The organism is Dialister succinatiphilus YIT 11850 (genome assembly GCF_000242435.1).
GTDB lineage: Bacteria > Bacillota > Negativicutes > Veillonellales > Dialisteraceae > Dialister > Dialister succinatiphilus.
On the sequence record NZ_JH591188.1, the window covers coordinates 518,767 to 542,401 of the forward strand.

The following is a 23,635-nucleotide window of genomic DNA, read 5'->3' on the forward strand; positions in this document are numbered from 1 at the left end:
GGGCGCGAGAGATGAGTTTACGCTTACATTTTGAGTCCAACCTTCCTTACCAGGAGGAGGCCATTGCAGCTGCAGTGGATTTGTTTGAAGGGCAGCCCCAGGCAGAGTCCAATTTTACTATTTCCGCGTCCTCGAATAATGGGGAAGGGTCTTCCGATTTTATGGAGGACATGGGCTATGGAAACCGCCTTTTGATCTCTTCCGACCAGATTTTGAAGAATCTGAGGAAGGTGCAGCTTCGGAACGGCATCCGCCAGACGGAAACCATGGTTGACGGCCGGTACGATTTTGATATTGAGATGGAAACGGGCACAGGGAAAACCTATGTATATCTTAGGACAGCCCTGGAACTGAGCCGCCGGTATGGTTTCAATAAATTTGTCATCGTGGTCCCCAGTCTGGCAATCAAAGAGGGCGTATTGAAGACTATGGAAATCACCCGGCTTCATTTCAATCGTCTTTATAACGGACTGCCCTATAATTATTTTGTGTACAGCGGTGACAGGGTAGCGGATATCCTTGGGTATGCACGGGACAATAATCTGAATATTATGCTCATGAACATCGATGCTTTCCGGAAGGATGTGGAAGAGGACGGTTCCCAGGGCAAGGCTAATATCATCAACCGGGTACTGGATGAAAAAGGATTTGGCGGTGTCAGACCTATTGATGTACTGGCAGGCACGAATCCCATCGTTATTATCGACGAACCCCAGTCAGCAGACAGTACGGAAAAATCCCATAAAGCCATTGCAAGGCTTCATCCTTTGTGTGTATTCCGCTATTCTGCCACGCACCGCGAACATCATGACCTGATTTATAAACTGGATGCGGTGGACAGCTTCCGTAAGGGACTGGTGAAGCAGATCGAAGTGGCCGACTTTGTGTCTCTGGAAAATCATAATGAGGCTTATTTCTGCCTGAGGAGCGTTTCTAATAAGAAAGAAATCAAGGCCCGTGTGGAAATAGACTGGCAGGATAAAAAAGGTGTGGTGAAGCGAAAAATAGTCACCGTAAGGCCGGGAGATGATTTCTATGAGAAATCCGGCGGCCGTGATGTGTACGACGGTTACCAGATCGATGACATTTACTGTAGCGAAGGGGAAGAGTATGTCAGTTTTACAAATAAAGATACGGTGCTCCGCATAGATAAGCCTATCGGTGATGGTGAGGATATCGAATTCAAGCGCAAGATGATTCGCAAGACCATCGAAGAACATCTGGATAAGGAACTGGAATTTGCGAAGAAGAAATTGAAAATCAAGGTGCTTTCCCTTTTCTTCCTTGACCGTGTCAGTAATTACCGCTCCTCCCAGCGGGGAAAGAAAGGCAGATACGGGCAGATTTTTGAAGAAGAGTATAAAGCACTGATCGCCAGGCCTAAATACGCTCAACTCTACTGTCATGATGATCCGGTGGAAAGCGTGCATGAAGGGTATTTTGCGGTAGATGGAAAAGGCGGTAAAAAACAGACTGACGATGCCCTCTGGAAGGACACCAGCGGTAATACGAAAGCAGATGACAGTGCTTATACCCTGATTATGAAAGATAAGGAGAGACTTCTTTCCTTTGACTGCCCAGTACGTTTTATTTTTTCCCATTCCGCATTAAAGGAAGGTTGGGATAACCCCAATGTTTTCCAGATATGTACCCTGAATGATACGAAGAGCGAAATCAAGAAAAGGCAGGAAATCGGTCGGGGACTTCGTCTCTGCGTGAATCAAGATGGAAAGCGGATACGGGATCCCAATGTAAATATACTGACCGTCATGGCTAATGAAAGCTATGATGACTTTGCAAGCAAACTTCAGCATGAATATGAAGTGGATGAAGGTATCAAATTTGGTGTCATGGAACCCCATATCTTTGCCCGGATTTCCGTGTCTGATGGTTCCGGGAAAGAGCATCCGCTGGGAGAAACCAAATCGAAGCAGCTTTATGAGCAGCTGGAACAGTATGGATACCTGGACAAAGGCGGAAAAATTCAGGAAAAGATGCAAAAAGCGTTGAAGGATGATACCCTTGTTATTCCTCCGGAATTTCTCCCTTTAAAAGATAGAATTTTGGACATCTGTAAACGCACCGCTAAAGGCTTTGGGTTTGTTCATAAGAATAAGAACCGTACCCAGGCCCAGGCCCGGAAACAGCGGATTTTGAGTCCGGAGTTCAAAGAACTGTGGGATAAGATCAAATACAAAACGGTGTATCATGTAAATTTCGACAGCAGCAGTCTCATTGCCCATGCAGTACAGGCGATGCAGGGACTCATCGTCACCAAGCCCCAGCTCATGTATGAGAAATCGGATGTAGAAATCACGGATGCAGGAGTTCATGCGGAAATCAAAAGGAGAAAGAGGGAGGAACTAATAGATGCAGATACACTTCCTCTTCCGGATATTCTCATGTATCTCCAAAACCAGACTAATCTGACAAGGAAAACTCTGGCCAAAATTCTTATCGAAAGCGGTACTCTTTCCCAATTTACCCGCAATCCCCAGCAGTATATGGAAAAAGCGGCCAGCCGCATCAGGCAGGTAATGAATGAGGCCATTATGGATGGCATCAAGTATAGGCGTATCGGAGATACCGCCTATTATTCCCAGGAACTCTTCCTGAATGAGGAATTGAAGGGGTATCTTGGAGAAAATATGTGCCACGCCACGAAATCTGTTTATGACTATATTGTTTATGACAGCGAGGTGGAGCGCCGTTTTGCCCGCTCCTTTGAACGGGACGAGGCGGTGAAACTCTATGTGAAGCTGCCGGACTGGTTTAAAATCATGACACCCCTGGGATCCTATAATCCGGACTGGGCAGCAGTCATTGATGATGACGGGCAGGAGAAACTCTATTTTATTGTTGAAACCAAAGGAACTGTGGACAAGACGAAACGGAGAATTTCTGAAAATGCCAAAATCGAATGCGGAGAAAAACATTTTGAGGCTCTTCACACCGGCATCCATTTCAAAACGGAATCGGATTATATTGATTTCTCCAATGTGGTCAATAACACGCCTCAGGGTTATGGAACAGAAGAACCGGAAGGGGAGACCTCTGTGCTTCCCCAATATGTGGAAAAGCCGAAGGGCAGCAGATTGACGCTGGAAGATCTCCATACCGGCATGAAAGTCGAAAGTCAGGACTATGGCATCGGCACTGTCGTTGCTCAGGACATGATGAAACATCATATCAAAGTCGCTTATGGACAGACGATCGTTGAATACATTGTTCCCGATGCCTTTGACTGCGGTCTGCTGGTAAAGGGCGACTGATATCGGACTATTTCCAGGGATACCTGGATACGACTCATGGCATTTTCCAAAGCACCGGACTGCAACATCTGCGGTCCGGTGTTTTTATTTCATTAAATTTTAAAAAGAGACAGGTAATGACATGGCCTTCCTGTATAATAAGAATAAAGGTAAGTCTGTAATGGAAGTCTTATAAGCAGCAATCAGCGTGAGATTTCATCTGCGAAGGTTAATTCTCATAACCGCAGGAGAAATATATATCAAACACCTTTATTTTGCAGCCAAGGGGAGGAAGCATTTATGAAACGGAGAGTTGTAAAATCGATTTCCACATGTCTTTGTGTCAGTATACTGACCTGTTCGGCACCCTTTGTGCCGCTGGCTTTTGCAGAGCAGACTACAGCCAGCAATGAAATCCCCATTATCAAGGCGGAAAACGGGGAAGATGAGGCTGCAGATATCAAAGCAAGAACGGCGGCCATACTGCATCCGCAGAAAGAAATGGAAGTGTCTACTATTCCGTCAGACCATGCGTATATTCCCAAGGATACAATACTGACGGTGGAATTGATGCAGGAAATCAGCTCAAAAAAGATGAAAAAAGGGATGCCCGTACCGCTTACATTAAAGGAAAACCTGATTGTGAATGATGTGGTGGTAGCTCCGGCAGGTACAGAAGTAAAGGGGATAGTAACCAAAGCAACGAAAAGCGGATTCTTCGGGCGTTCGGGGAAATTGGAGTTCAAGATTACTTCATTTGAAACAATCAATGGCGTAAAGATACCACTCCAGTATGTAACTAAGAAAGAAGCCGGCAGCGATGGCGGTGCAGTGGCGGTGGCTACGGCTCTTACTGTGGTAGGTGGCTTCCTTATGAAGGGGAAGAATGTAACCTTTAAAGAAGGAACACTGTTTGATGCAAGGGTTACGGCGGACACGGACCTGCAGACCACCCTTGACGGGCTGGCAGCTGCTATGGACACAAGTAAACCCCATGGAACAGTCATTGTCATCAAAAGGTAGAGGTTAAGAGTCCATTTCATATAACTGCACACAGAAAAAGCCTCTCTTTCGAGGGGCTTTTTAGGTAGCAGCGGAAGAATCTATAGGGGCAGTTAGTCCTATTTCATGGAAGGGCGCAGTAAAGTGGCAGGGCTCCTTCCAATGATTGGAGGAGCCCTCTTTTTATAAAACCTTTACAACCGGGCTTTCGCCCGCGGGAAAACATGCTAACCGCCCTTACGGGCGAGGGAAAAGCGGCCCCCTTTGGTGGCTGGCGCCACCACCTTCCCCCCGCAAGCGGGGGGACAATAAAGCAGATAGAACCTTCACGCCGCAGGCATGTTTTCAAATCACCCGCAGGGCGTTGGGGAGGCGCACGTACTGGAGGTGTTCGGACATGTCCATGTAGAATTCTACGTCGGTGTAGAAGGTATCCATGACTTCATGGAAGTGGGTGCCCAGGTCTTCTTTGAAGGTGTATTCCAGGTAATAGGGAGTCCAGCCGGCTTTCATGAAGAAGTATTTCATGGGGTTCAGTTCTGCCGGGCAGGTGAGGTGGGCGGCCTGGAGGAGGTCTTCGCCGGTGGCCCGGTCGAAGCCGAAGTAGGAGGCCATGGAGAGGACCAGGAGTTTCAGTTTGTAGTCTTTTTCCACAAGATCCAGTACGTCCATATTGACGTAGAGGTCAGAGGCGATGGAGCGGATTTCTTTTTCTTTTGCCTTGTATTCTTCTTCAGACATGGTGATGGGGTAACCGTTTTTCATTTCGTAGAGCAGGCCTTTTCCTTTGGTATCCATAATGGACCTCCTTTTTGAAATACATCATGATTCTATATTTATATTTTACTATATGTATTCAGAAATTTCAATAAGGCAACTTATGGATAAACCCCTTTGGGGCTTGAGGGGTGACGGCCCGCTGGGCCGAAGGTTCTTAAGGGGCTTAAGTTTGACGCGCCTTTGGCGCGAGGGTTGTTGTAGGGCGCCTATGAATTGATAGAAGGCGCCAGTTTGTATAAAACCTTCACAACCGCGCAGCGGGCGAGGGAAAAGCATCCCCCCCTTGCCCGCTGCGCGGGACTTCCCCCGCAAGCGGTGGCAGAACAAAGCTCCGTGAGGCTATTTTTTCATAAGTGACTCTAAGTTTAGCACGGGTTGTAGTGCCCCCGCTTGCGGGGGAAAGGTGGTGGCGCAGCCACCAAAGGGGGGGGAGCGCAGCGAGCCAGTCAGCAGAATTGTTATTTTGCCATATGATACAGAAAGGTAAATCCGTAACGCTGACTTCATACTCATCGCCCGAGAGGGCGATACCACAACCCTCGGCCCGAAGGGGCGTCAAACTTAAGAACCCTCCGGCCGTCAGACCGGTCAATCTTAAGAACCCTCACACCGAAGGTGTGTCCACGGGCGCGTCCCGCGTCCCATGTGCAATTCTTTCCGGCTTGTTATATAATTAAATTGACTCATTGTTTATTGAAGTGCAGGAGACGTATGGAGCGTTACAGGAATTATTCTGATTATCTGAAGGAGAGGTACGGGGAGAAGGTGTACAAGATCCCTGTGTCTCTTCCGGTGACCTGTCCGAACCGGGATGGGTGTCTTTCGTCGGGGGGCTGTATTTTCTGCGGGTCCATCGGCGCTGATTATGAGACGAAGGCGGTGGGCATGGGTATTACCCGCCAGCTGGACCGGAGTATGGCCCATGTGGGGCCGAAGTACAAGGCGCGGAAGTTTATTGCTTATTTCTTGAATTTTACGAATACCTATGCCCCTCTGTCCGATTTCAAAAGCTGGGTGGAGGAGGCCATGAGTCATCCGGCGGTGGTGGCGGTGGATGTGTCTACCCGGCCGGACTGCATTCATGAGGCGTACCTGGATGTGCTGAAGGAGGCGTCGCTAAGGTATGGGAAGGATGTGACGGTGGAGCTGGGGCTCCAGAGCAGTAATGTGCACACCCTTTCTGTGCTGAACCGCTGCCATGGGCTTGCGGAGTTTATCGATGCATCTCTTCGCATCGGGCGGTATGGCTTCGATCTCTGCACCCATGTGATTGCTGATCTTCCCTGGGATGACCGGCTGGATGTGGCGGAGACGGCGAAGATTATTTCCGCGCTGCCGGTGACGGAGGTGAAGCTTCATTCTCTTTACATCGTGAAGGGGACGAAGCTGGCAGACATGTATGAGAAGGGGGAGGTCTCGCTTCTTCCTATGGAGGAGTACATGGAGCGGGCGGTGCTTTTTCTTTCTTATCTCCGGAAGGATATCGTGGTGCAGCGCATGGTAGGCCGGGCGTCGGGTGGAAATACGATCACTGTGAACGGCGGCTCTCCTTGGTGGGAAGTGAAGGACCGCATCGACCGGCTTCTGGAGGAAAGAAATATTACCCAGGGCTGCCGCTGCCATTATCTGGACGGCAGGGCAGTGAGGCAGTTTTTGAAGTGACAGGGTTCATGAAAGGAAAATGATTACGGAACGGGTAGAAGAAATACTCATCAGGGATTCGCAGGAAGCGTCCCATATTTTTGAAAGAGACAGTTCGTATCTGAAGGTCATGGGAGACCATTACGGCATTGATATATCGGGCCGGGGAAATCTCATCCGCATGAAGGGAGACCATGAGGCGGTGGAGCAGGCGGTTCATGTGGTGGAGCGGCTCCGCCACATGGTGCGTGAGCGTATCCGTCTGTCGGAGCGGCAGGTGCGGCTGGTGATGCGCCTTATGGATGAGGGAAAAGAGCAGCTTCTGGAGGATATGGAAGAGGATATTATCAATTTCACCAAGAGCGGCAATCCCATCCGTCCCCGCACCCTGGGGCAGAAGTTCTATGTGGACGCCATCCGGAGGAATTCCATCACTTTCGGCATCGGCCCGGCAGGCACGGGAAAGACGTACCTGGCGGTGGCCCTGGCGGCTTTTGCCCTTCGAAACCACGATGTGCAGCGCATCATCCTGGTGCGCCCGGCGGTGGAAGCGGGGGAGAAGCTGGGATTTTTGCCCGGCGATATGCAGGAGAAGGTGAATCCTTACCTGCGTCCTCTCTTCGACGGCCTCTTGGATATGTTCGGCCCCGAGGAGTTCATGCGGCTCCAGCAGAAGGGGCAGATCGAGGTGGCGCCGCTGGCTTATATGCGGGGACGCACGCTGGAGAAGTCCTTCGTCATTCTGGACGAGGCCCAGAATACTACGGTGGAGCAGATTAAAATGTTCCTCACCCGTCTGGGGTTCCGGTCCAAAATGGTGATTAACGGCGACGTGACCCAGATCGACCTGCCGCCCCATGTGAAGAGCGGCCTCATCGACGCTCTCCGGGTGCTCGGCGGGGTGAAGGATATCGGACAGGTTCATTTCACAGAGGACGATGTGGTGCGTCACGACCTGGTGGCCGCCATTATCCATGCCTATGAGGAAGATGCTAGGAAAAGAAATAAAAACGGAGGCAGCAGCCATGGAAATCACGATTAATTACAGCGATATGAAATATTACAGTGAGGAACTGGAAGCACTGATTCATAAGGTGCTGGAGAAGGGGGCCGAGCTCCAGAAGGTGCCGGAGGATGCAGAAATCAGCGTGCTCATCTGCGACGGGGAGACCATTCATGAGCTGAACCGGGACTACCGCCATGTGGATGCGCCCACCGACGTCCTTTCCTTTGCCCTGAACGAAGGGGAAGACGATATTCCGGAAGAGGAAAAGGCTCTGGGCGATATCGTCATCAACCTGGACCGGGCGGTGGAACAGGCGAAGGAATTCGGCCACAGCAAGGAAAGGGAAATGGCCTATCTTTCGGTGCACGGTTTCCTCCATATCCTGGGCTATGACCACTACGATCCGGAAGAAAAGAAGGCCATGAGAAAGGCGGAGGAAGACATCCTCGGCGCCTGCGGCATTACGCGCATGATGACCGAAGGCAAGCTGGAAGCGGAACATGAAGGCTGAGGTCATCCAGAGCCTTCTGGAAAAGGCGGAGGAGGCCAGGAAGAAAAGCTACTCTCCCTACTCCCGCTATCCCGTGGGAGCGGCCCTGATGGCCAAAGACGGCACCATCTATGCCGGATGCAACGTGGAGAACGTTTCCTACGGCGCCGCCCTCTGTGCGGAACGGAATGCTCTGGGAAGCGCCGTGGCTGATGGACAGCGGGACTTTACCGCCATCGCCATCATCGGGAGCCATGAGGACTACACCATGCCCTGCGGCATCTGCCGCCAGGTGCTGTCCGAATTTCATGTGCCCCTCATCATCTGCGGAAATTCATCTAAAGACTATCGCACCTATACCCTGGAAGAACTGTTTCCTTCTTCCTTCAGGGCTGAAGAACTGAAACACTGACTTAATAAGGAGAATCCATGACAGACAAAGAAACTAAATTTCATTCCGGCTTCGCTGCCCTGCTGGGCCGGCCCAATGTGGGAAAATCCACCCTCATGAACGCCCTTCTGGGAGAAAAGATTTCCATCGTCTCCGCTCACGCCCAGACTACGAGAAATAAAATCACCGGCGTGTGGAACGGCGACAATGCCCAGGTAGTGTTCCTGGATACCCCGGGCATGCACAAGCCCCAGAGCAAACTGGGTGAAGCCATCCGCCAGAGCACCATGGACGCCCTGGACGAGGTGGACATGATCGTCTTCCTCTGCGCCGTGAACGATCCCCTGGGCGCCGGCGACCGCTACATCCTCTCCCTTCTGAAGGACCGGAAAGTGCCGGTCATCCTGGCCCTCTCCAAGACGGACCTCATTTCCAAAGAAGAGGTGCTGAAGAAAATCGTACAGTACAGCAAAATCTACCCCTTCGCTGAAATCATCCCCCTCTCCGCCAAAACCGGCGAGAACCTGGATGAGCTCATGAAGTGCGTGGTGAAATACATGCCCGAAGGACCGAAATACTTCCCTGACGACATGGTGACTGACCAGCCGGAACGAAATATCGTCCAGGAAATCGTGAGAGAAAAACTCCTCACCCGCACCAGAGACGAAGTGCCCCACGCCATCGGCGTATACACCGAAGAATTCTCCGAAAGGGAGAACGGCAAAGTCTACATCCGCTGCACCATCTACGTGGAGCGGGACTCCCAGAAACGGATCATCATCGGCAAAAAAGGCAGCGTCCTCAAAGCCGCCGGCCAGGAAGCCCGGGAAGAAATCCAGAACCTCATCGGCGCTCCGGTGTTCCTGGACCTGTGGGTGAAGGTCACCAAAGACTGGAAGAATAAAGATTATATTCTGAGAGAACTGGGATATAAGGAACATAAGTGACAAAGTGACAAGCCCTGACGGGCTTGAGGGTTGACGGCCCGCTGGGCCGAAGGTTCTTAAGGGGCTTAAGTTTGACGCGCCTTTGGCGCGAGGGTGGTTGTAGGGCGCCTATGAATTGATAGAAGGCGCCAGTTTGTATAAAACCTTTACAACCGGGCTTTCGCCCGTGGGAAAACCATACAACCGCCCTGCGGGCGTTGGAAATGCACCCCTTTTGGTGGCTGGCGCCACCACCTTCCCCCCGGTGGGGGGACTTTATTCTTCGCTATGCGTTGAGTGAAAGGATTGCTTTGCAGAGCTTTATTCTGCCCCCTGAACAGGGGGAAGTCCGGCGCAGCCGGATAGGGGGGGCGAGCGCAGCGAGCCAATCAGCAGAATGTTTTTCATGACATATAACACAAAAAGCCAATCCCGTAACGTTCTTGCGTCCCCTTTAGGGGAAGAGGGCCACGAAGTGGCGAAGGGTGTGCAAGCGAACTGGATTCATAGGGGAGCCCCGCGACCCGCGAATCCAGTGAGACGCCATCCAGCGAAGTCGGTGTGGATGGTGGTAAGAATGATTATGATACTCGATGTGGACGTGACCGCCGAAAGGCGGCATTATAATACTCATCGCCCCCTAAAGGGGAAACGACTCACCACATTTTGCGCGTCGCTAGCGCTCCTTCAAAATGTGTTCGCTGTGCACCGCAAGGGCGATACCGCAACCCTCGGCCTGAAGGGCCGTCAAACTTAAGAACCCTCCGGCCGCAGGCCGGTCCATCTTAAGAACCCTCACACCGAAGGTGTGTCCAAGGGCGATACCGCAACCCTCGGCCTGAAAGGCCGTCAAACTTAAGAACCCTCCGGCCGTCAGGCCGGTCAATCCTAAGAACCCTCACGCCGCAGGCGTGTTATCCAAGGAGGAATGTCCTATTACTACCGATATACAGTGGCTGGTGCTTTCACTGGCAGCAGCGCTGGCCGCTTCATTTTTTAATTATAAGAATACGCTGGTCAATTTTTCCTTTGCCCGCATGCGGAAGAAGTACATTGAGGACAATGATGAGCAGGATCCGGAGCTGATCCGAAAGGTGGCTCCTTTTTACCAGCGCACCAGCCAGATTCTGGGCGGCACCCAGGTAGCATTTGTCATTTACTGCGGTATTTTTGCCATCAGCCTTTTGGGGATGGCGGAGAGCGGACGCCATCTGCTTCTTGCCCTGATGGGAGAGGATCTGTCCTGGGCGGTGAATCTCATTCTGGCGGCAGCGGTGGTGGTGCTGGTCCTTCTTTTCTGGACGGGCACCATTCTTTACCCAGGTACCCATGCCCTGGTGGAGCCGCTGCCTATTCTGGCGTCCCACCGGTGGGTGGTGCACTGGAACCGCCGTCTTTTCCATCCCCTTGTGCAGGCAGGGCTTTTCCTGGTACGCCGCATTTTCCGGCATAACAAGATTCCTTTCAGGAACGAAGTCAATTTCACCTATACGGAAGATGAAATCCGCTGCATCGTGGAGGAAAGCAACAGGAGCGGCCGGCTGAACGCGCTGGAGAATACGCTTATCAAGAATTCCTTCGATTTCTTCGACCTCATGGTACGGGATGTAATGATTCCCAGAAACAATATGGTGGTGCTCTATTATAATGATGACATGGAAACCATGCGGCGTATGATTTCCAAGGCCCACCATACCTGTTATCCGGTGTGCATGGATGACAAGGACCAGATTCTGGGGTTCATCCATGTGAAGGATTTCATGGAAAGCCTTCTCCATGGACAGTCCAACATCAAAACTATTATGAGGGAAATCCTCACGGTACCGGAGGTGATGCCGGCGCCTTCTCTTCTGCAGCTCATGAAGAACCGCCGCATTTATCTGGCGGTGGTGGTGGACGAGTACGGCGGTACTTCGGGCCTGGTGACCCTGGAGGATCTGGTGGAAGAGCTTATCGGCGAGATTCCCCAGTCCGTGGATACCACGCCCTATGAAATCCTGCGCATGAAGGACGGCACCTACGAATTCGACGGCACCGTCATTCTGGAAGACGTATCGGATCGGCTGGAAATCGACCTGGCCGGCGAGGACAAGAACGCCACCATCGGCGGTTTCGTATTCTCCCATCTGGAACGAATCCCCAAAGTAGGGGACCACGTGGATTTCTCAGGCTGGCGGTTCTCCGTGCTTCGCATGGAAGGCTTCCGCATTGTCCGGGTGCGGGCGGAAAAGCTGGGGCCATCGGGAAAGGAAGAAAGCCATGACAAGGAAGATTGAGAGCGGAGAAGCCATTGTGCTCCATAGCAGAGAAGGGAGAGAGGGAGGAAAGACCCTCTCTCTTTTTACCATGCAGAAAGGACGCATGGTCATGTCCCTGCCAAGGACTGTAATGGCCCGCTGCGGCAGCGGCCTCACCGCTCCTTTCTCCCTCATCCGCTATACCGCCTCGGTGGAAGGGGAATACGCCCTCCTTTCCCAATACGAGGGACACCTTCTTTTCGACATGATGAAACTTCCCTATGAAGACATGGCCTACTGGTTCTACGTCATAGAGCTGTCCGAAAAACTATTCCCCCAGGGTGAAAAAGACGACGGCGCCTATGACACCCTTCTCAAGGCAGGCTCTATGGGAGGAAAAAGAAACAGCCTCCCTCTCTGCTTCATGACGGCGGTGAAACTCCTGGCCCAGTCCGGCTTCGACGCCGCCTCGCCGGAAGAAGCGGAAGAAAACCACCTCTCCCCCGAGGCTCTCTCCCTCCTTGCCGCCTTCCGGGACTACCGCTGGCAGGGCCCTTTCTCCCGTCCCATCAACAGAAAAACCTTCCATGAAGCAGCAGCCTACGTGGAAAACTTCGTAGAAAGGGTGTGCGATATCAGGATGCATACGAAAGGGGCGTTTATGGACAAGCCCTGACGGGCTTGAGGGTTCTAAAGTTTGACGGGGCTATCGCCCCGAGGGTTCTTAAGTTTGACAGCGGCTATGCCGCTGAGGGTTGTGGAGGGCGCCTCTAAATTATAGAAGGCGCCAGTTTGGATAGAACAACTTTAGTGAGCTAGTGAGCTAGTGAGCTAGTGGCTGGTGGCTGGGGAGCGCCTGACGGCGCGGCTCCGCCGACTGGTATTTACTATCGATTAGCTCATAAGTGCCTTGTACCGAGATTCTTCGCCTACGGCTCAGAATGGTCGGTCGGCCAAATAAAAGGAAGGCCCTTTAATGTGCAGGCTAAGGGCCAACTTTGGCCGACTCGCGCATTCTATGCAGAATGCGCGCAAGTGAGGGCGGGAAGGAATTCCCGTAACGCTGACTTTATAAGCATTGCCGCAGAGCGGCAATCCACAACCCTCGGCCCGAAGGGCCGTCAAACTTAAGAACCCTTGGGCCGAAGGCCCATCCATCTTAAGAACCTTTCCCTCTGAACCTTTTGAACCCTCTGAACCCTCTGAACCCGGGCCACAGAGTGGCCCTATTCCCTATTGCTTTTTCCCTCCTGCAATGCTAGAATTGGCTGGAACAAAAAGCGCTGAAAATGCAATAGGAAATTTCTGCGCAAGAAAATTTCTATAGCAGGCATAAAAAATTCTATAAAAGAAAATATCTTAACTGTATTATTTAAAAGTTTTTGGTATAAATGAGGAACGAATCCTTGCATTGTGTCTTTAAATGTAGTAAAATTTACCTTTGCAACCGTTCCTTTTTATTTTATTTATAAGGTATGTATATAGGCTGACAGGAGAATCCTTTCCTGGAGGCCCTGTTTTGAAACGAAAGGGTGAGGCGAGGAATGCCCAAAAGCAAGATGTTCAGACCTGTGCAGGTTGGTAAGAAGAAGAGATACACCTATGCCAGATCACAGGAAGTTCTGAAAATGCCGCATTTGCTCGATCTGCAGACGAAGTCCTATGAATGGTTCTGCAGGGAAGGGCTGAAGGATGTATTTGCAGATATTTCCCCAATTGAGGACAGCGCACATAAGTGGGCGCTTCACTTTGGCGATTACTATTTCGGCAAAGGCAAGTACAATATCGAACAGTGCAAGGCGAAGGATGTCAATTATTCGGCTCCTCTCTATGTGAAGGTGCGCCTGGAAAACAAGGAGACCGGAGAGCTGAAGGAACATGATCTTTTCATGGGTGATTTCCCGGTCATGACCGATACCGGCACGTTTATCATCAATGGTGCTGAACGTGTCATCGTTTCCCAGCTGGTCCGTTCTCCCGGCGTGTACTACAAGAAGGAAAGGGACGCTTTCGATAAGGAAATCTACAGTGCCCAGCTCATTCCGAACCGCGGTGCCTGGATCGAACTGGAATCGGATCCGTCAGGTTCCATTTCCGTTCGTATCGACAGAAACCGCAAGATGCCGGTGACTGTTCTTGTCCGTGCCCTGGGCTATTCTTCCAATGAGGAAATCCTGGATCTTTTCGATCATGATATCCACATTGAAAGGACGCTGGAGAAGGATAATACTACGGACCGCAAGTCCGCTCTCATTGAAATTTACCACAAGCTGCGCCCCGGTGAACCGGCTACGGAAGAATCCGGTACTACGCTGCTTAACAATTTCTTCTATGATCCCCGCCGTTACGACCTGGCCAAGGTAGGCCGCTACAAGCTGAACAAGAAGCTGGCCTGGAAGAACCGTCTTCGCGGTCATAAGACCGATGGCCCCATCGTGAATACGGAAACCGGCGAAGTGGTGATTGAAGCCAACAGCCTCATCGATGATGATGCTATTGCCCGGATCGAGGAAAGCGGCGTGTTCTCTTCCTTCGACCAGGTGGAAGTGATGACGCAGAAGGATGACGGCACACCGGTCAAGGTGATCTGCTCTTCCGGCAACAGGGAAGATAATTACAGAATCCTTGAAAGATGCGACATTATTGCCTGCATCGATTACCTGCTGAACATGATGCAGGGCTACGGCAGAAGCGATGATATCGACCATCTGGGCAACCGCCGCGTTCGCTGCGTAGGCGAACTTCTGCAGAACCAGTTCCGCATCGGCCTCACCCGTATGGAACGAGTGGTTCGTGAAAGAATGACTACCCAGGACCAGGACAAGATGACCCCCCAGGCTCTGGTGAATATCCGCCCTGTAGTGGCAGCTATCAAGGAATTCTTCGGATCCTCCCAGCTGTCCCAGTTCATGGACCAGACAAACCCGCTGGCTGAACTGACCCATAAGCGCCGTCTGTCCGCTCTGGGCCCCGGCGGTCTGTCCCGTGAAAGAGCAGGGTTCGAAGTCCGCGACGTACATTACTCCCATTACGGCCGTATGTGCCCGGTAGAAACCCCTGAAGGTCCTAACATCGGCCTGATTTCCTCTCTGTCCAACTACGGTATCATCAACAAGTACGGCCTCATCGAGACCCCGTACCGCATTATCGAAAAGACGGAAGATCCCAAGACCGGCGTTAAGGAATACCACGTAACCGACGAAACAAAGTATGTCACCGCCGATATCGAAGAAGACAAGATCATTGCCCAGGCTTCGGAACCGCTGGATGCGGAAGGCCATTTCATCCATAAGAATGTGGCAAGCCGCCGCGGCCCCGATGTATTGGAAGCAGAACCGGAAGAAGTAGACCTGATGGACGTATCTCCAAAGCAGGTTGTCTCCATCGGTACATCCCTCATTCCATTCCTGGAACACGATGATACGAACCGTGCCCTCATGGGCGCCAACATGCAGCGCCAGGCTGTGCCGCTGCTCCGTCCGGAAGCGCCTCTCGTAGGCACCGGCATGGAATGGGTAGCAGGCCAGGACTCCGGCGTCTGCATCCTCGCCAAGAGGGGCGGCACCGTGGAAAGAGTGACAGGCCGCCAGATCATTGTCCGCGCAGACAATGGCGAGCTTGACACCTATGACCTCATTAAGTTCATGCGTTCCAACCAGTCCACCTGCATCAACCAGCGCCCCACCGTATTCAAGGGCGAAAGGGTTGAAAAGGGCGACACCCTGGCTGACGGCATGGCAACGGACCAGGGCGAACTGGCTCTGGGCCACAACGTACTGGTAGCCTTCGTATCCTGGGAAGGGTACAACCACGAAGACGCCGTACTGATTTCCGAACGTCTCTGCAAGGATGACCTCTACACTTCCATCCATATTGAAGAATACGAATGCGACGCCAGAGATACCAAGCTGGGCGAAGAAGAAATTACCCGCCAGCTGTCTTCCGTTTCCGAAGACGCTGTGAAATATCTGGATGAGAACGGGATTATCATGGTAGGTGCTGATGTACGGCCCGGCGATATCCTGGTAGGCAAGGTGACACCGAAGGGCGAAACCGAACTGACCCCGGAAGAAAGACTTCTGCGCGCCATCTTCGGCGACAAGGAAAGAGAAGTCCGCGATACATCCCTGCGCGTGCCTCATGGCGAATTCGGCAAGGTGGTGGACGTGAAGGTATTCACCCGTGAAAACGGCGACGAACTGGCTCCCGGCGTGAACAAACTGGTGCGTGTCTACATTGCCCAGAAACGTAAGATCCGCGAAGGCGACAAGATGGCCGGCCGTCATGGCAACAAGTGCGTATGCTCCAGAATCCTTCCGGTGGAAGATATGCCTTTCACTCCCGATGGCCGTCCGGTGGACCTGGTACTGAACCCCCTGGGCGTACCGTCCCGAATGAATATCGGCCAGATTCTGGAAATCCATCTGTCCTGGGCCTGCCATATGCTGGGCGAAGAAATCCGCGCAGCCCTGAAAGCAGGAGAGGGCTCTGACCAGTACGAAGAAATGAAGCAGCGTCTCATCGACTGCGGCTATGATTTTGAAAAATACGGCATGCCTGAACCGACGGAATCGGGCATCCACATTGCAACGCCTGTCTTCGACGGCTGCCGCGATGAAGACCTGGCAGCTACCCTGAAGGCAGCCGGACTTCCGGCCAACGCCAAGACCGACCTCTATGACGGCCGTACCGGTGAAAAGCTGGACAATCAGGTCACCATCGGCTGGAAATACATGCTGAAACTCCATCATCTGGTTGATGATAAGATTCATGCCCGCTCCACCGGTCCATACTCCCTGGTTACCCAGCAGCCACTGGGCGGCAAGGCACAGTTCGGCGGCCAGCGCTTCGGCGAAATGGAAGTCTGGGCACTGGAAGCCTACGGTGCAGCCTACACCCTGCAGGAAATCCTGACAGTGAAGTCCGATGATGTCATCGGTCGTGTGAAGGCTTATGAAAAAATTGTCAAGGGCGAAAACATTCCGAGCCCCGGCGTTCCGGAATCTTTCAAGGTCCTCATGAAAGAACTGCAGTCCATCGGACTGGACGTACGGATTCTCAATGAAAACGGCGATGAAGTGGTTCTGAAGGAACTGGACGAAAGCGATCTGGAACAGGGCTACGGCGGCGGCGAACGCTGGCACCGGGACGAAGTGAAGGAAGCCATGGAAGGGGACAGTGCAGTCACTGAATCCAGAAATGCCATGGAAACATCCATGAACGGCGGAGCAGCTGCCGACAACAATGATGTAGCCTCCTTCAACGATACCCTGGAAGCCGAAGCCAATGCTCCCACCGACGAAGAAGCAGGATTCGGCGAAACGGATATGAACAATGAAACCGGCCATACAGATGGCCAGGATGAATAAACCCGGAAAGGAGAAGAACCCAATTGTTAGATGTAAACGAATTTGATTCCATGAAAATCGGTATCGCCTCTCCGGAAAAGATCCTTGAATGGTCCCACGGCGAAGTGACCAAGCCGGAAACCATCAACTACAGAACCCTGAAGGCAGAAACCGACGGTCTCTTCTGTGAAAAGATTTTCGGACCAACCAAGGACTGGGAATGCAAATGCGGCAAATACAAGAAAATGCGCTACAGAGGCACCATCTGCGACAAGTGCGGCGTAGAAGTGACCAGCTCCAAGGTGCGTCGTGAAAGAATGGGCCACATTGCTCTTGCCTGCCCGGTATCCCATATCTGGTATTTCAAAGGCACCCCTTCCCGCATTGGCCTGATTCTTGAAATCTCCCCCCGCCAGCTGGAAAGAGTCCTCTATTTCGCAGCTTATATCGTCCTTGACCCCGGCAGCACAGACCTTCTGAAGAAGCAGGTGCTGAACGAACAGGAATACCAGGACGCTGTAGCTAAATTCGGCCCCGGCTCCTTCAAAGCCCAGATGGGCGCAGAAGCTATCCAGAAACTGCTGAAGGAACTGGACCTGCCGAAACTGGAAGCAGCCCTCAAGAAGGAAATCGAAGAAGGCAGCGGCCAGCGCAAAGTGAGATGCATCCGCCGTCTGGAAGAAGTAGAAGCCTTCCTTCACTCCGGCAACAAACCGGAATGGATGATCCTCACCGTCCTTCCGGTCATTCCGCCGGACCTCCGTCCGATGGTCCAGCTCGACGGCGGCCGTTTTGCCACCTCCGACCTGAATGACCTGTACCGCCGCGTCATCAACAGGAACAACCGTCTGAAACGGCTTATGGAACTGGGCGCTCCGGAAATCATCATCCGCAACGAAAAACGTATGCTCCAGGAAGCAGTGGATGCCCTCATCGATAACGGCCGCCGCGGCAGAGCCGTATCGGGCCCCGGCAACCGTCCCCTGAAGTCCCTGTCCGACATGCTGAAAGGCAAGCAGGGCCGTTTCCGTCAGAACCTCCTCGGTAAACGTGTAGACTACTCCGGCCGTTCCGTAATCGTCGTGGGTCCTGAACTGAAAATGTACCAGTGCGGCCTGCCGAAGGAAATGGCCATCGAACTCTTCAAGCCCTTCATTATGCATGAGCTCATCAAGAGAGGCGTAGCCAACAACCTGAAAGCAGCCCGTAAGAAAGTAGACAAACTGGCTCCCGAAGTCTGGGATGTACTGGGCGATGTGATCAAAGAACATCCGGTACTCCTGAACCGTGCACCTACCCTGCACAGACTTGGCATCCAGGCCTTCGAACCCATCCTCTGGGAAGGCCGTGCCATCAAGCTGCACCCCCTGGTATGCCCGGGCTACAACGCCGACTTCGACGGCGACCAGATGGCCTGCCATCTGCCGTTGTCCGTGGAAGCACAGGCCGAAGCCAGAACCCTCATGCTTTCCATTAACAACATCCTTTCCACCAAGGATGGCAAACCGGTAGCTATTCCTTCCCAGGATATGATTCTGGGCTCCTACTACCTCACCATTGTGGAAACGGCCAACGATGCGAAAGTCGATTTCACACCGGAAGAAAAAGCAGCCAACCCCAATGCGAAATTTGACCCCATGAAACAGTGGAAAAAGGCAGAAGATGAAATGGACACCTCCCGCCTCCACGCCTATACCGGATACGACGAAGTCATGCTGGCCTATGCCCTCCATGAAATCCGCATCCACGATTTCATCAAAGTCCGCATCCCCAAAGAAGACCGTCCCGACGGCTTCAATGAAGATGACAAGGACCTGGTCATCACCACCCCTGGCCGTCTGATTTTCAACTACGCCATTCCAAGGGAACTCCGTTTCTTCTACAAACGCCATGAAAAGAGAGTAGATGAAAACGGAAAGACCTACGAAGTAGTGAACAACGGTCTGGGCATCACCATCGGCAAGAAGCAGATGGGCAAGCTCGTAAACGACTGCTTCAAGAAACTGGGCTTCAAAGCCACCGGCGACCTTCTGGACTCCGTCAAAGCCCTGGGCTTCCACTACGCCCTGGTTTCCGGCATTTCCATCGGCATCTACGACGTAGCCGTACCGCCTGAAAAGGATAAGATCCTGGCAGACGGCGATGCCAAGGTAGAACAGATTAAGAAATTCTTCCGCCGCGGCCTCATGACCGACGATGAAAGATACAGAAGAGTCGTTGAAGTATGGAGCAAGAAGACAGACGAAGTAGGTGCTGCCATGAAGAGCTCCATGGTGAAATTCAACCCGCTGACCATGATGGCCCAGTCCGGCGCCCGTGGTAATGATAACCAGATCAGACAGCTGGCCGGCATGCGCGGCCTCATTGCCGATACCTCCGGTAAGACCGTAGAACTGCCGGTTAAGGCAAACTTCCGCGAAGGCCTCACCGTCCTCGATTACTTCACCTCCTCCCACGGCGCCCGTAAAGGTCTGGCCGACACCGCACTCCGTACGGCAGACTCCGGCTACCTGACCCGCCGTCTGGTCGACGTTTCCCAGGACGTCATCGTCCGCGAAGAAGACTGCGACGTACAGGTGCTGAACTTCGACAGAGAACAGAGCATCATCGCCTCCCAGCCGGAAGTGAAGAACCGTATTATGACCCTGAAGCCCCACCTTCTGGGAGCTGTCCTTGACGAAGACGTCATTGACAGAAGAAACGGCGACATCCTTCTGGTGAAAGGCAAGACCCTGGACGCCGACGATGTGACCCTTCTGAACCACCACCTGGTGGAAGAAATCAAAGTCATCATCCCCTCCGCTGAAGGCGAAGAAGCTGAAAAGCAGCAGACCTTCAACCTGGGCACCGCTGACGCCGTAGCCGAATACAACCGGGCTATGCGCCACCACCTCACCGTCCACTTTGCCGGAAAGAAACTGGAAGAAGACGCCTATGACCGCAAAGGAAACCTGGTTCTTCCGAAAGGCACCGAAATCACTCCGGAAGCTGCAGAAACCATTCTCTCCTCCGACATTCCTCTCATCAAAGTCCGTATGGACCAGATGGAAGGCGTAGAAGTCAGCAAGATCGAAGAAAACGGACAGCCCATCGAATCCCTGGCAGACCGCATTGCCGGCCGCTGCCCGCTGGAAGATGTGGTGAACCCTGACACCGGCGAAATCATCGCGAAGAAAAACGAAGAAATCACCGATGACCAGGCAGCTGAAATCGAAAAACACTACGACAAGCTCAAAGTCCGCTCCATCCTTACCTGCCGCTCCGCTCACGGCGTCTGCGCTAAATGCTATGGCAGAAACCTGGCTACCGGCCGCCATGTAGAAATCGGCGAAGCCGTAGGCATCATCGCCGCCCAGTCCATCGGCGAACCTGGTACCCAGCTCACCATGCGTACATTCCATACCGGCGGCGTTGCTTCCGCAGAAGATATCACACAGGGTCTTCCTCGTGTCGAAGAATTGTTCGAAGCACGCAAACCGAAAGGCAATGCTACCATTTCCCGCATCGCCGGCACCGTATCCATTACCTCCGCTGAAGACAACCCCAACGTCAAGGTCATCAACATCGTTAACGATGAGGAAACGGAAAGCGAAAAGATTCCGGTGGCCAAAAAGATTTCCGTACAGGACGGACAGCACATCGAAGCAGGCACCCGCCTCTTCGAAGGTAACGTCAACCCCCACGATATCCTGGCAGTCCTCGGCGTACAGGCTACCCAGAACTATATCGTTAAAGAAGTACAGAAAGTATATAGAAGCCAGGGCGTAGAAATCAATGATAAACACATTGAAATCATCGTTCACCAGATGCTCCGCAAGATCAAGATCATAGATCCCGGAGACTCCGGCTGGCTCCCCGGCGAAACCGTAGATATCGTCGCATACCGCGGCACCAATGAACGCCTCGAAGACGAAGGCAGAAAGAAAGCCATCGGTGAAAACCTGCTCCTCGGCACCACCAAGGCAGCCCTGGCCACCGACTCCTTCCTCTCCGCTGCATCCTTCCAGGAAACCACCAGAGTACTTACCGAAGCCGCTATCAAAGGCAAGGAAGATCCTCTCCTGGGCCTCAAGGAAAACGTCATCATCGGCAAACTCATTCCTGCCGGCACCGGCATGTCCCGCTACCGCAAGCTCAAAGTGGTTCACAACGACGAACCGCCGGCAGCTGAAGAAAAAGCGGAATAATATCATAAAAAAAACAGCTCCTTTCAAGGGGCTGTTTTTTTTATGGACAAGCCCTGCGGGCTTGAGGGTTCTAAAGTTTGACGGGGCTGTGGCCCCGAGGGTTCTTAAGTTTGACAGCGGCTATGCCGCTGAGGGTTGTGGTGGGGCGCCTCTTAATTTATAGAAGGCGCCCTCTTATGAAAAAACCATACAACCGCCCTGGCGGGCGTCGGAAATGCATTCCCCCTTGCCCGCTTCGCGGGACTTCCCCCGCAGTTCGGTGGGGCGGCAAAAGGAAAGCGCCTTAATGTGCAGGCTAGGCGCCTTACTTCGCCCCACTTGGAGGTCCTATGCAGGACCTCCAGAGTGGCACTATAAAGCTCCGTTATGCTGTGAGCGACTTATGAAAAGAATGCTTCGCGGTGTTTTATTCTGCCCCCTGCATAGGGGTGGCAAGGGAACACGATTCGTAAGGAAGCGAAGCGACCTGAGAATCGTGTGACACGCTTTCCCGTGGAGAAGTCCGGCGCAGCCGGATAGGGGGAGGGCGAGCTCAGCGAGCCAGTCAGCAGAATTGTTTTCATGCCATATGACACAGACAGCCAATCCCGTAACGTTCTTGCGTCCCCTTTAGGGGAAGAGGGCCACGAAGTGGCGAAGGGGTGGACGATGGTAAGAATGATTATGATACTCGATGTGGACGTGACCGCCGAAAGGCGGCATTATAATACTCATCGCCCCCTAAAGGGGAAAAGACTCACTACATTTTGCGCGTCGCTCCGCTCAGGGGGCCGCCGATTGGCGGTCAGGAAAATGATAGAGTGTCATATCTCTGCTCAGCCCCGTACACCCTTTTGCCACTACGTGGCATTTCCCCTCAAGGGGAAACGAGGGATATGGAGAGAAAAACAGGGCGTCATATACTTCATGTACCATTCCGGTGTATCCCCCTTTGGTGGCTGGCGCCACCACCTTTCCCCCTCTTCGAGGGGGCACTATGGGTGCTTAGCCATGGAGCCATGTCTCTGCAGGAAAGCATAGAGTGATTTATTCTGTCCCCCGGATGGGGTGGCAAGGGAACACGATTCGTAAGGGAGCAAAGCGACCTGAGAATCGTGTGACACGCTTTCCCGTGGAGAAAGTCCGGCGCAGCCGGATAAGGGGGAGCCGCGCAGCGGCTAATCACCAGAATGATTATTTTGCCATATGACACTAAAAGTAAATCCCGTAACGCTGACTTCATAAGCATTGCCGCAGAGCGGCAATCCGCAACCCTCGGGGCCAAAGGCCCCGTCAAACTTAAGAACCCTTGGGCCGAAGGCCCATCCATCTTAAGAACCTTTCCCTTCACAACCCTTCGACACAACCTGCGGCGCCAGCCGCGCCCCTTTTTTAAAAATTGCGGCGAAGCCGCCACCACAACCCTCGGCCTGAAAGGCCGTCAAACTTAAGAACCTTCCGGCCGCAGGCCGGTCAATCCTAAGAACCCTCACACCGCAGGTGTGTCCCTTGAACCCTCACGCCGAAGGCGTGTCCAAAGGCGCGTCCAACTTAGTGTAAAATTTTACTCGGTAGGGGAATTTTTCCAGAAACAATAAAAGAGGAAAGCCTCCCCTTGAGTGGAAATGTTATAATTTCCGTGCACAAATAAAACAAAGAAAGGGCTTTCCTCATGGATATTATAACAAAAACTGGAGAAATTTGGAGTGAAAATGCAATTGGTGCAGTCATTTCTATCATCAAGGAATCTGATGATTCTATTGAGTCTGAAAGGAAGCTAACTCATTGGCTCGAAGAAATGAACTGTCAGCTTATAGCTATGGCTCTGGGGCGTATTGATGCTGAGCTGTATCAGATTTACAAGGCACAGGGGTGGCGTGTAGCGCGCCGGGACTCCCGGACAATTTACTGCCGCTATGGAGAGCTGACCTATACGCGAAGACTTCTGCAGAAAGAAGGGAAGAACTTCTATCCTTTGGACCGTAAAATGGGCTTTGAACCCAGAAAGCACTACAGCCTGGGAATGATTGAGCGGATTGTCGAGGCTGTCGCAATTACCACATCTCGCAGTGCCAGCGAACTCCTGCAAAGCCTGGCGGGAATTACCATCTCCCATCAGTCTGTTATCTCACTCAAGAACTATGCCGGCGAGAAGGCAAAGACTTATGAAAAAGCATTGGCAGAAGAGGAAAAGGTTGAAAAGCCGACACAGCCGGAAATTATAGCGATTGAAGGAGATGGAATTGTACTCAAGAACAAGGAGAAAGGCGGCGTTTCGGAAGTGCACCGCCTCCAGGTATATGAGGGAGTCAGGAAAAATGGCAACAGGACAGAACTGGTAGGACTTCGCTGCTTTGCATCTACCAGCAGGAAAGAACTTTTTGCAATGGTAAGAAG

General features: G+C 52.5%; 13 protein-coding genes. 12 read left to right on the forward strand and 1 reads right to left on the reverse strand.

The genetic code is table 11. The features are described 5' to 3' along the window. The first annotated feature begins 11 nt into the window (after positions 1-11). Both HMPREF9453_RS07860 and HMPREF9453_RS07865 read left to right on the forward strand, forming a co-directional pair. On the forward strand, positions 12-3,272 hold the full coding sequence (locus HMPREF9453_RS07860) for a type III restriction-modification system endonuclease (RefSeq protein WP_008860012.1): 3,261 nt from the start codon (positions 12-14) through the stop codon (positions 3,270-3,272). 279 nt (positions 3,273-3,551) lie between these two features. Beyond that, positions 3,552-4,274, forward strand: coding sequence for a hypothetical protein (locus HMPREF9453_RS07865; protein ID WP_008860013.1), 723 nt, complete (start codon positions 3,552-3,554; stop codon positions 4,272-4,274). Between the two features lie 324 nt (positions 4,275-4,598). On the opposite strand, the gene HMPREF9453_RS07870 is transcribed toward HMPREF9453_RS07865, so the two are convergent. Then, positions 4,599-5,051 (reverse strand): hypothetical protein, encoded by a 453-nt coding sequence (locus tag HMPREF9453_RS07870; protein WP_008860014.1) that lies wholly within the window; start codon positions 5,049-5,051, stop codon positions 4,599-4,601. A gap of 693 nt (positions 5,052-5,744) precedes the next feature. Between HMPREF9453_RS07870 and mnmL the strand changes: the two genes are divergently transcribed. From mnmL to HMPREF9453_RS07930, 10 genes are all read left to right on the forward strand, one after another. Further along, positions 5,745-6,695: a tRNA modification radical SAM protein MnmL/YtqA gene (gene mnmL, locus HMPREF9453_RS07875; RefSeq protein ID WP_008860015.1), complete on the forward strand. Its 951-nt coding sequence runs from the start codon at positions 5,745-5,747 to the stop codon at positions 6,693-6,695. A 19-nt stretch (positions 6,696-6,714) separates the two neighbouring features. After that, the gene (locus HMPREF9453_RS07880) at positions 6,715-7,716 is read left to right on the forward strand and encodes a PhoH family protein (RefSeq protein ID WP_008860016.1); all 1,002 of its coding nucleotides are present in this window, start codon (positions 6,715-6,717) and stop codon (positions 7,714-7,716) included. Continuing rightward, on the forward strand, positions 7,700-8,191 hold the full coding sequence (gene ybeY, locus HMPREF9453_RS07885; RefSeq protein WP_008860017.1) for an rRNA maturation RNase YbeY: 492 nt from the start codon (positions 7,700-7,702) through the stop codon (positions 8,189-8,191). The genes HMPREF9453_RS07880 and ybeY overlap by 17 nt, the downstream gene beginning before the upstream one ends. Continuing rightward, a complete protein-coding gene (locus HMPREF9453_RS07890) occupies positions 8,181-8,582 on the forward strand; it encodes a cytidine deaminase (RefSeq protein WP_008860018.1) in 402 nt (133 codons plus the stop codon). The genes ybeY and HMPREF9453_RS07890 overlap by 11 nt, the downstream gene beginning before the upstream one ends. Before the next feature lie 17 nt (positions 8,583-8,599). Then, a complete protein-coding gene (gene era, locus HMPREF9453_RS07895; RefSeq protein WP_008860019.1) occupies positions 8,600-9,508 on the forward strand; it encodes a GTPase Era in 909 nt (302 codons plus the stop codon). 938 nt (positions 9,509-10,446) lie between these two features. Continuing rightward, on the forward strand, positions 10,447-11,763 hold the full coding sequence (locus HMPREF9453_RS07905; protein ID WP_232217340.1) for a hemolysin family protein: 1,317 nt from the start codon (positions 10,447-10,449) through the stop codon (positions 11,761-11,763). Then, positions 11,747-12,400: a DNA repair protein RecO gene (recO, locus tag HMPREF9453_RS07910; RefSeq protein ID WP_008860023.1), complete on the forward strand. Its 654-nt coding sequence runs from the start codon at positions 11,747-11,749 to the stop codon at positions 12,398-12,400. The genes HMPREF9453_RS07905 and recO overlap by 17 nt, the downstream gene beginning before the upstream one ends. An 883-nt stretch (positions 12,401-13,283) precedes the next feature. Then, positions 13,284-17,093 carry a DNA-directed RNA polymerase subunit beta gene (rpoB, locus tag HMPREF9453_RS07915; RefSeq protein ID WP_040380365.1) on the forward strand — a complete coding sequence of 1,270 codons (3,810 nt, stop codon included), beginning with the start codon at positions 13,284-13,286 and terminating at the stop codon, positions 17,091-17,093. A gap of 23 nt (positions 17,094-17,116) precedes the next feature. Continuing rightward, positions 17,117-21,259 (forward strand): DNA-directed RNA polymerase subunit beta', encoded by a 4,143-nt coding sequence (rpoC, locus tag HMPREF9453_RS07920; RefSeq protein WP_008860025.1) that lies wholly within the window; start codon positions 17,117-17,119, stop codon positions 21,257-21,259. Between the two features lie 1,651 nt (positions 21,260-22,910). Next, the coding region (locus HMPREF9453_RS07930; RefSeq protein ID WP_008860028.1) for a UPF0236 family transposase-like protein at positions 22,911-23,635 on the forward strand (725 nt) is incomplete at its 3' end.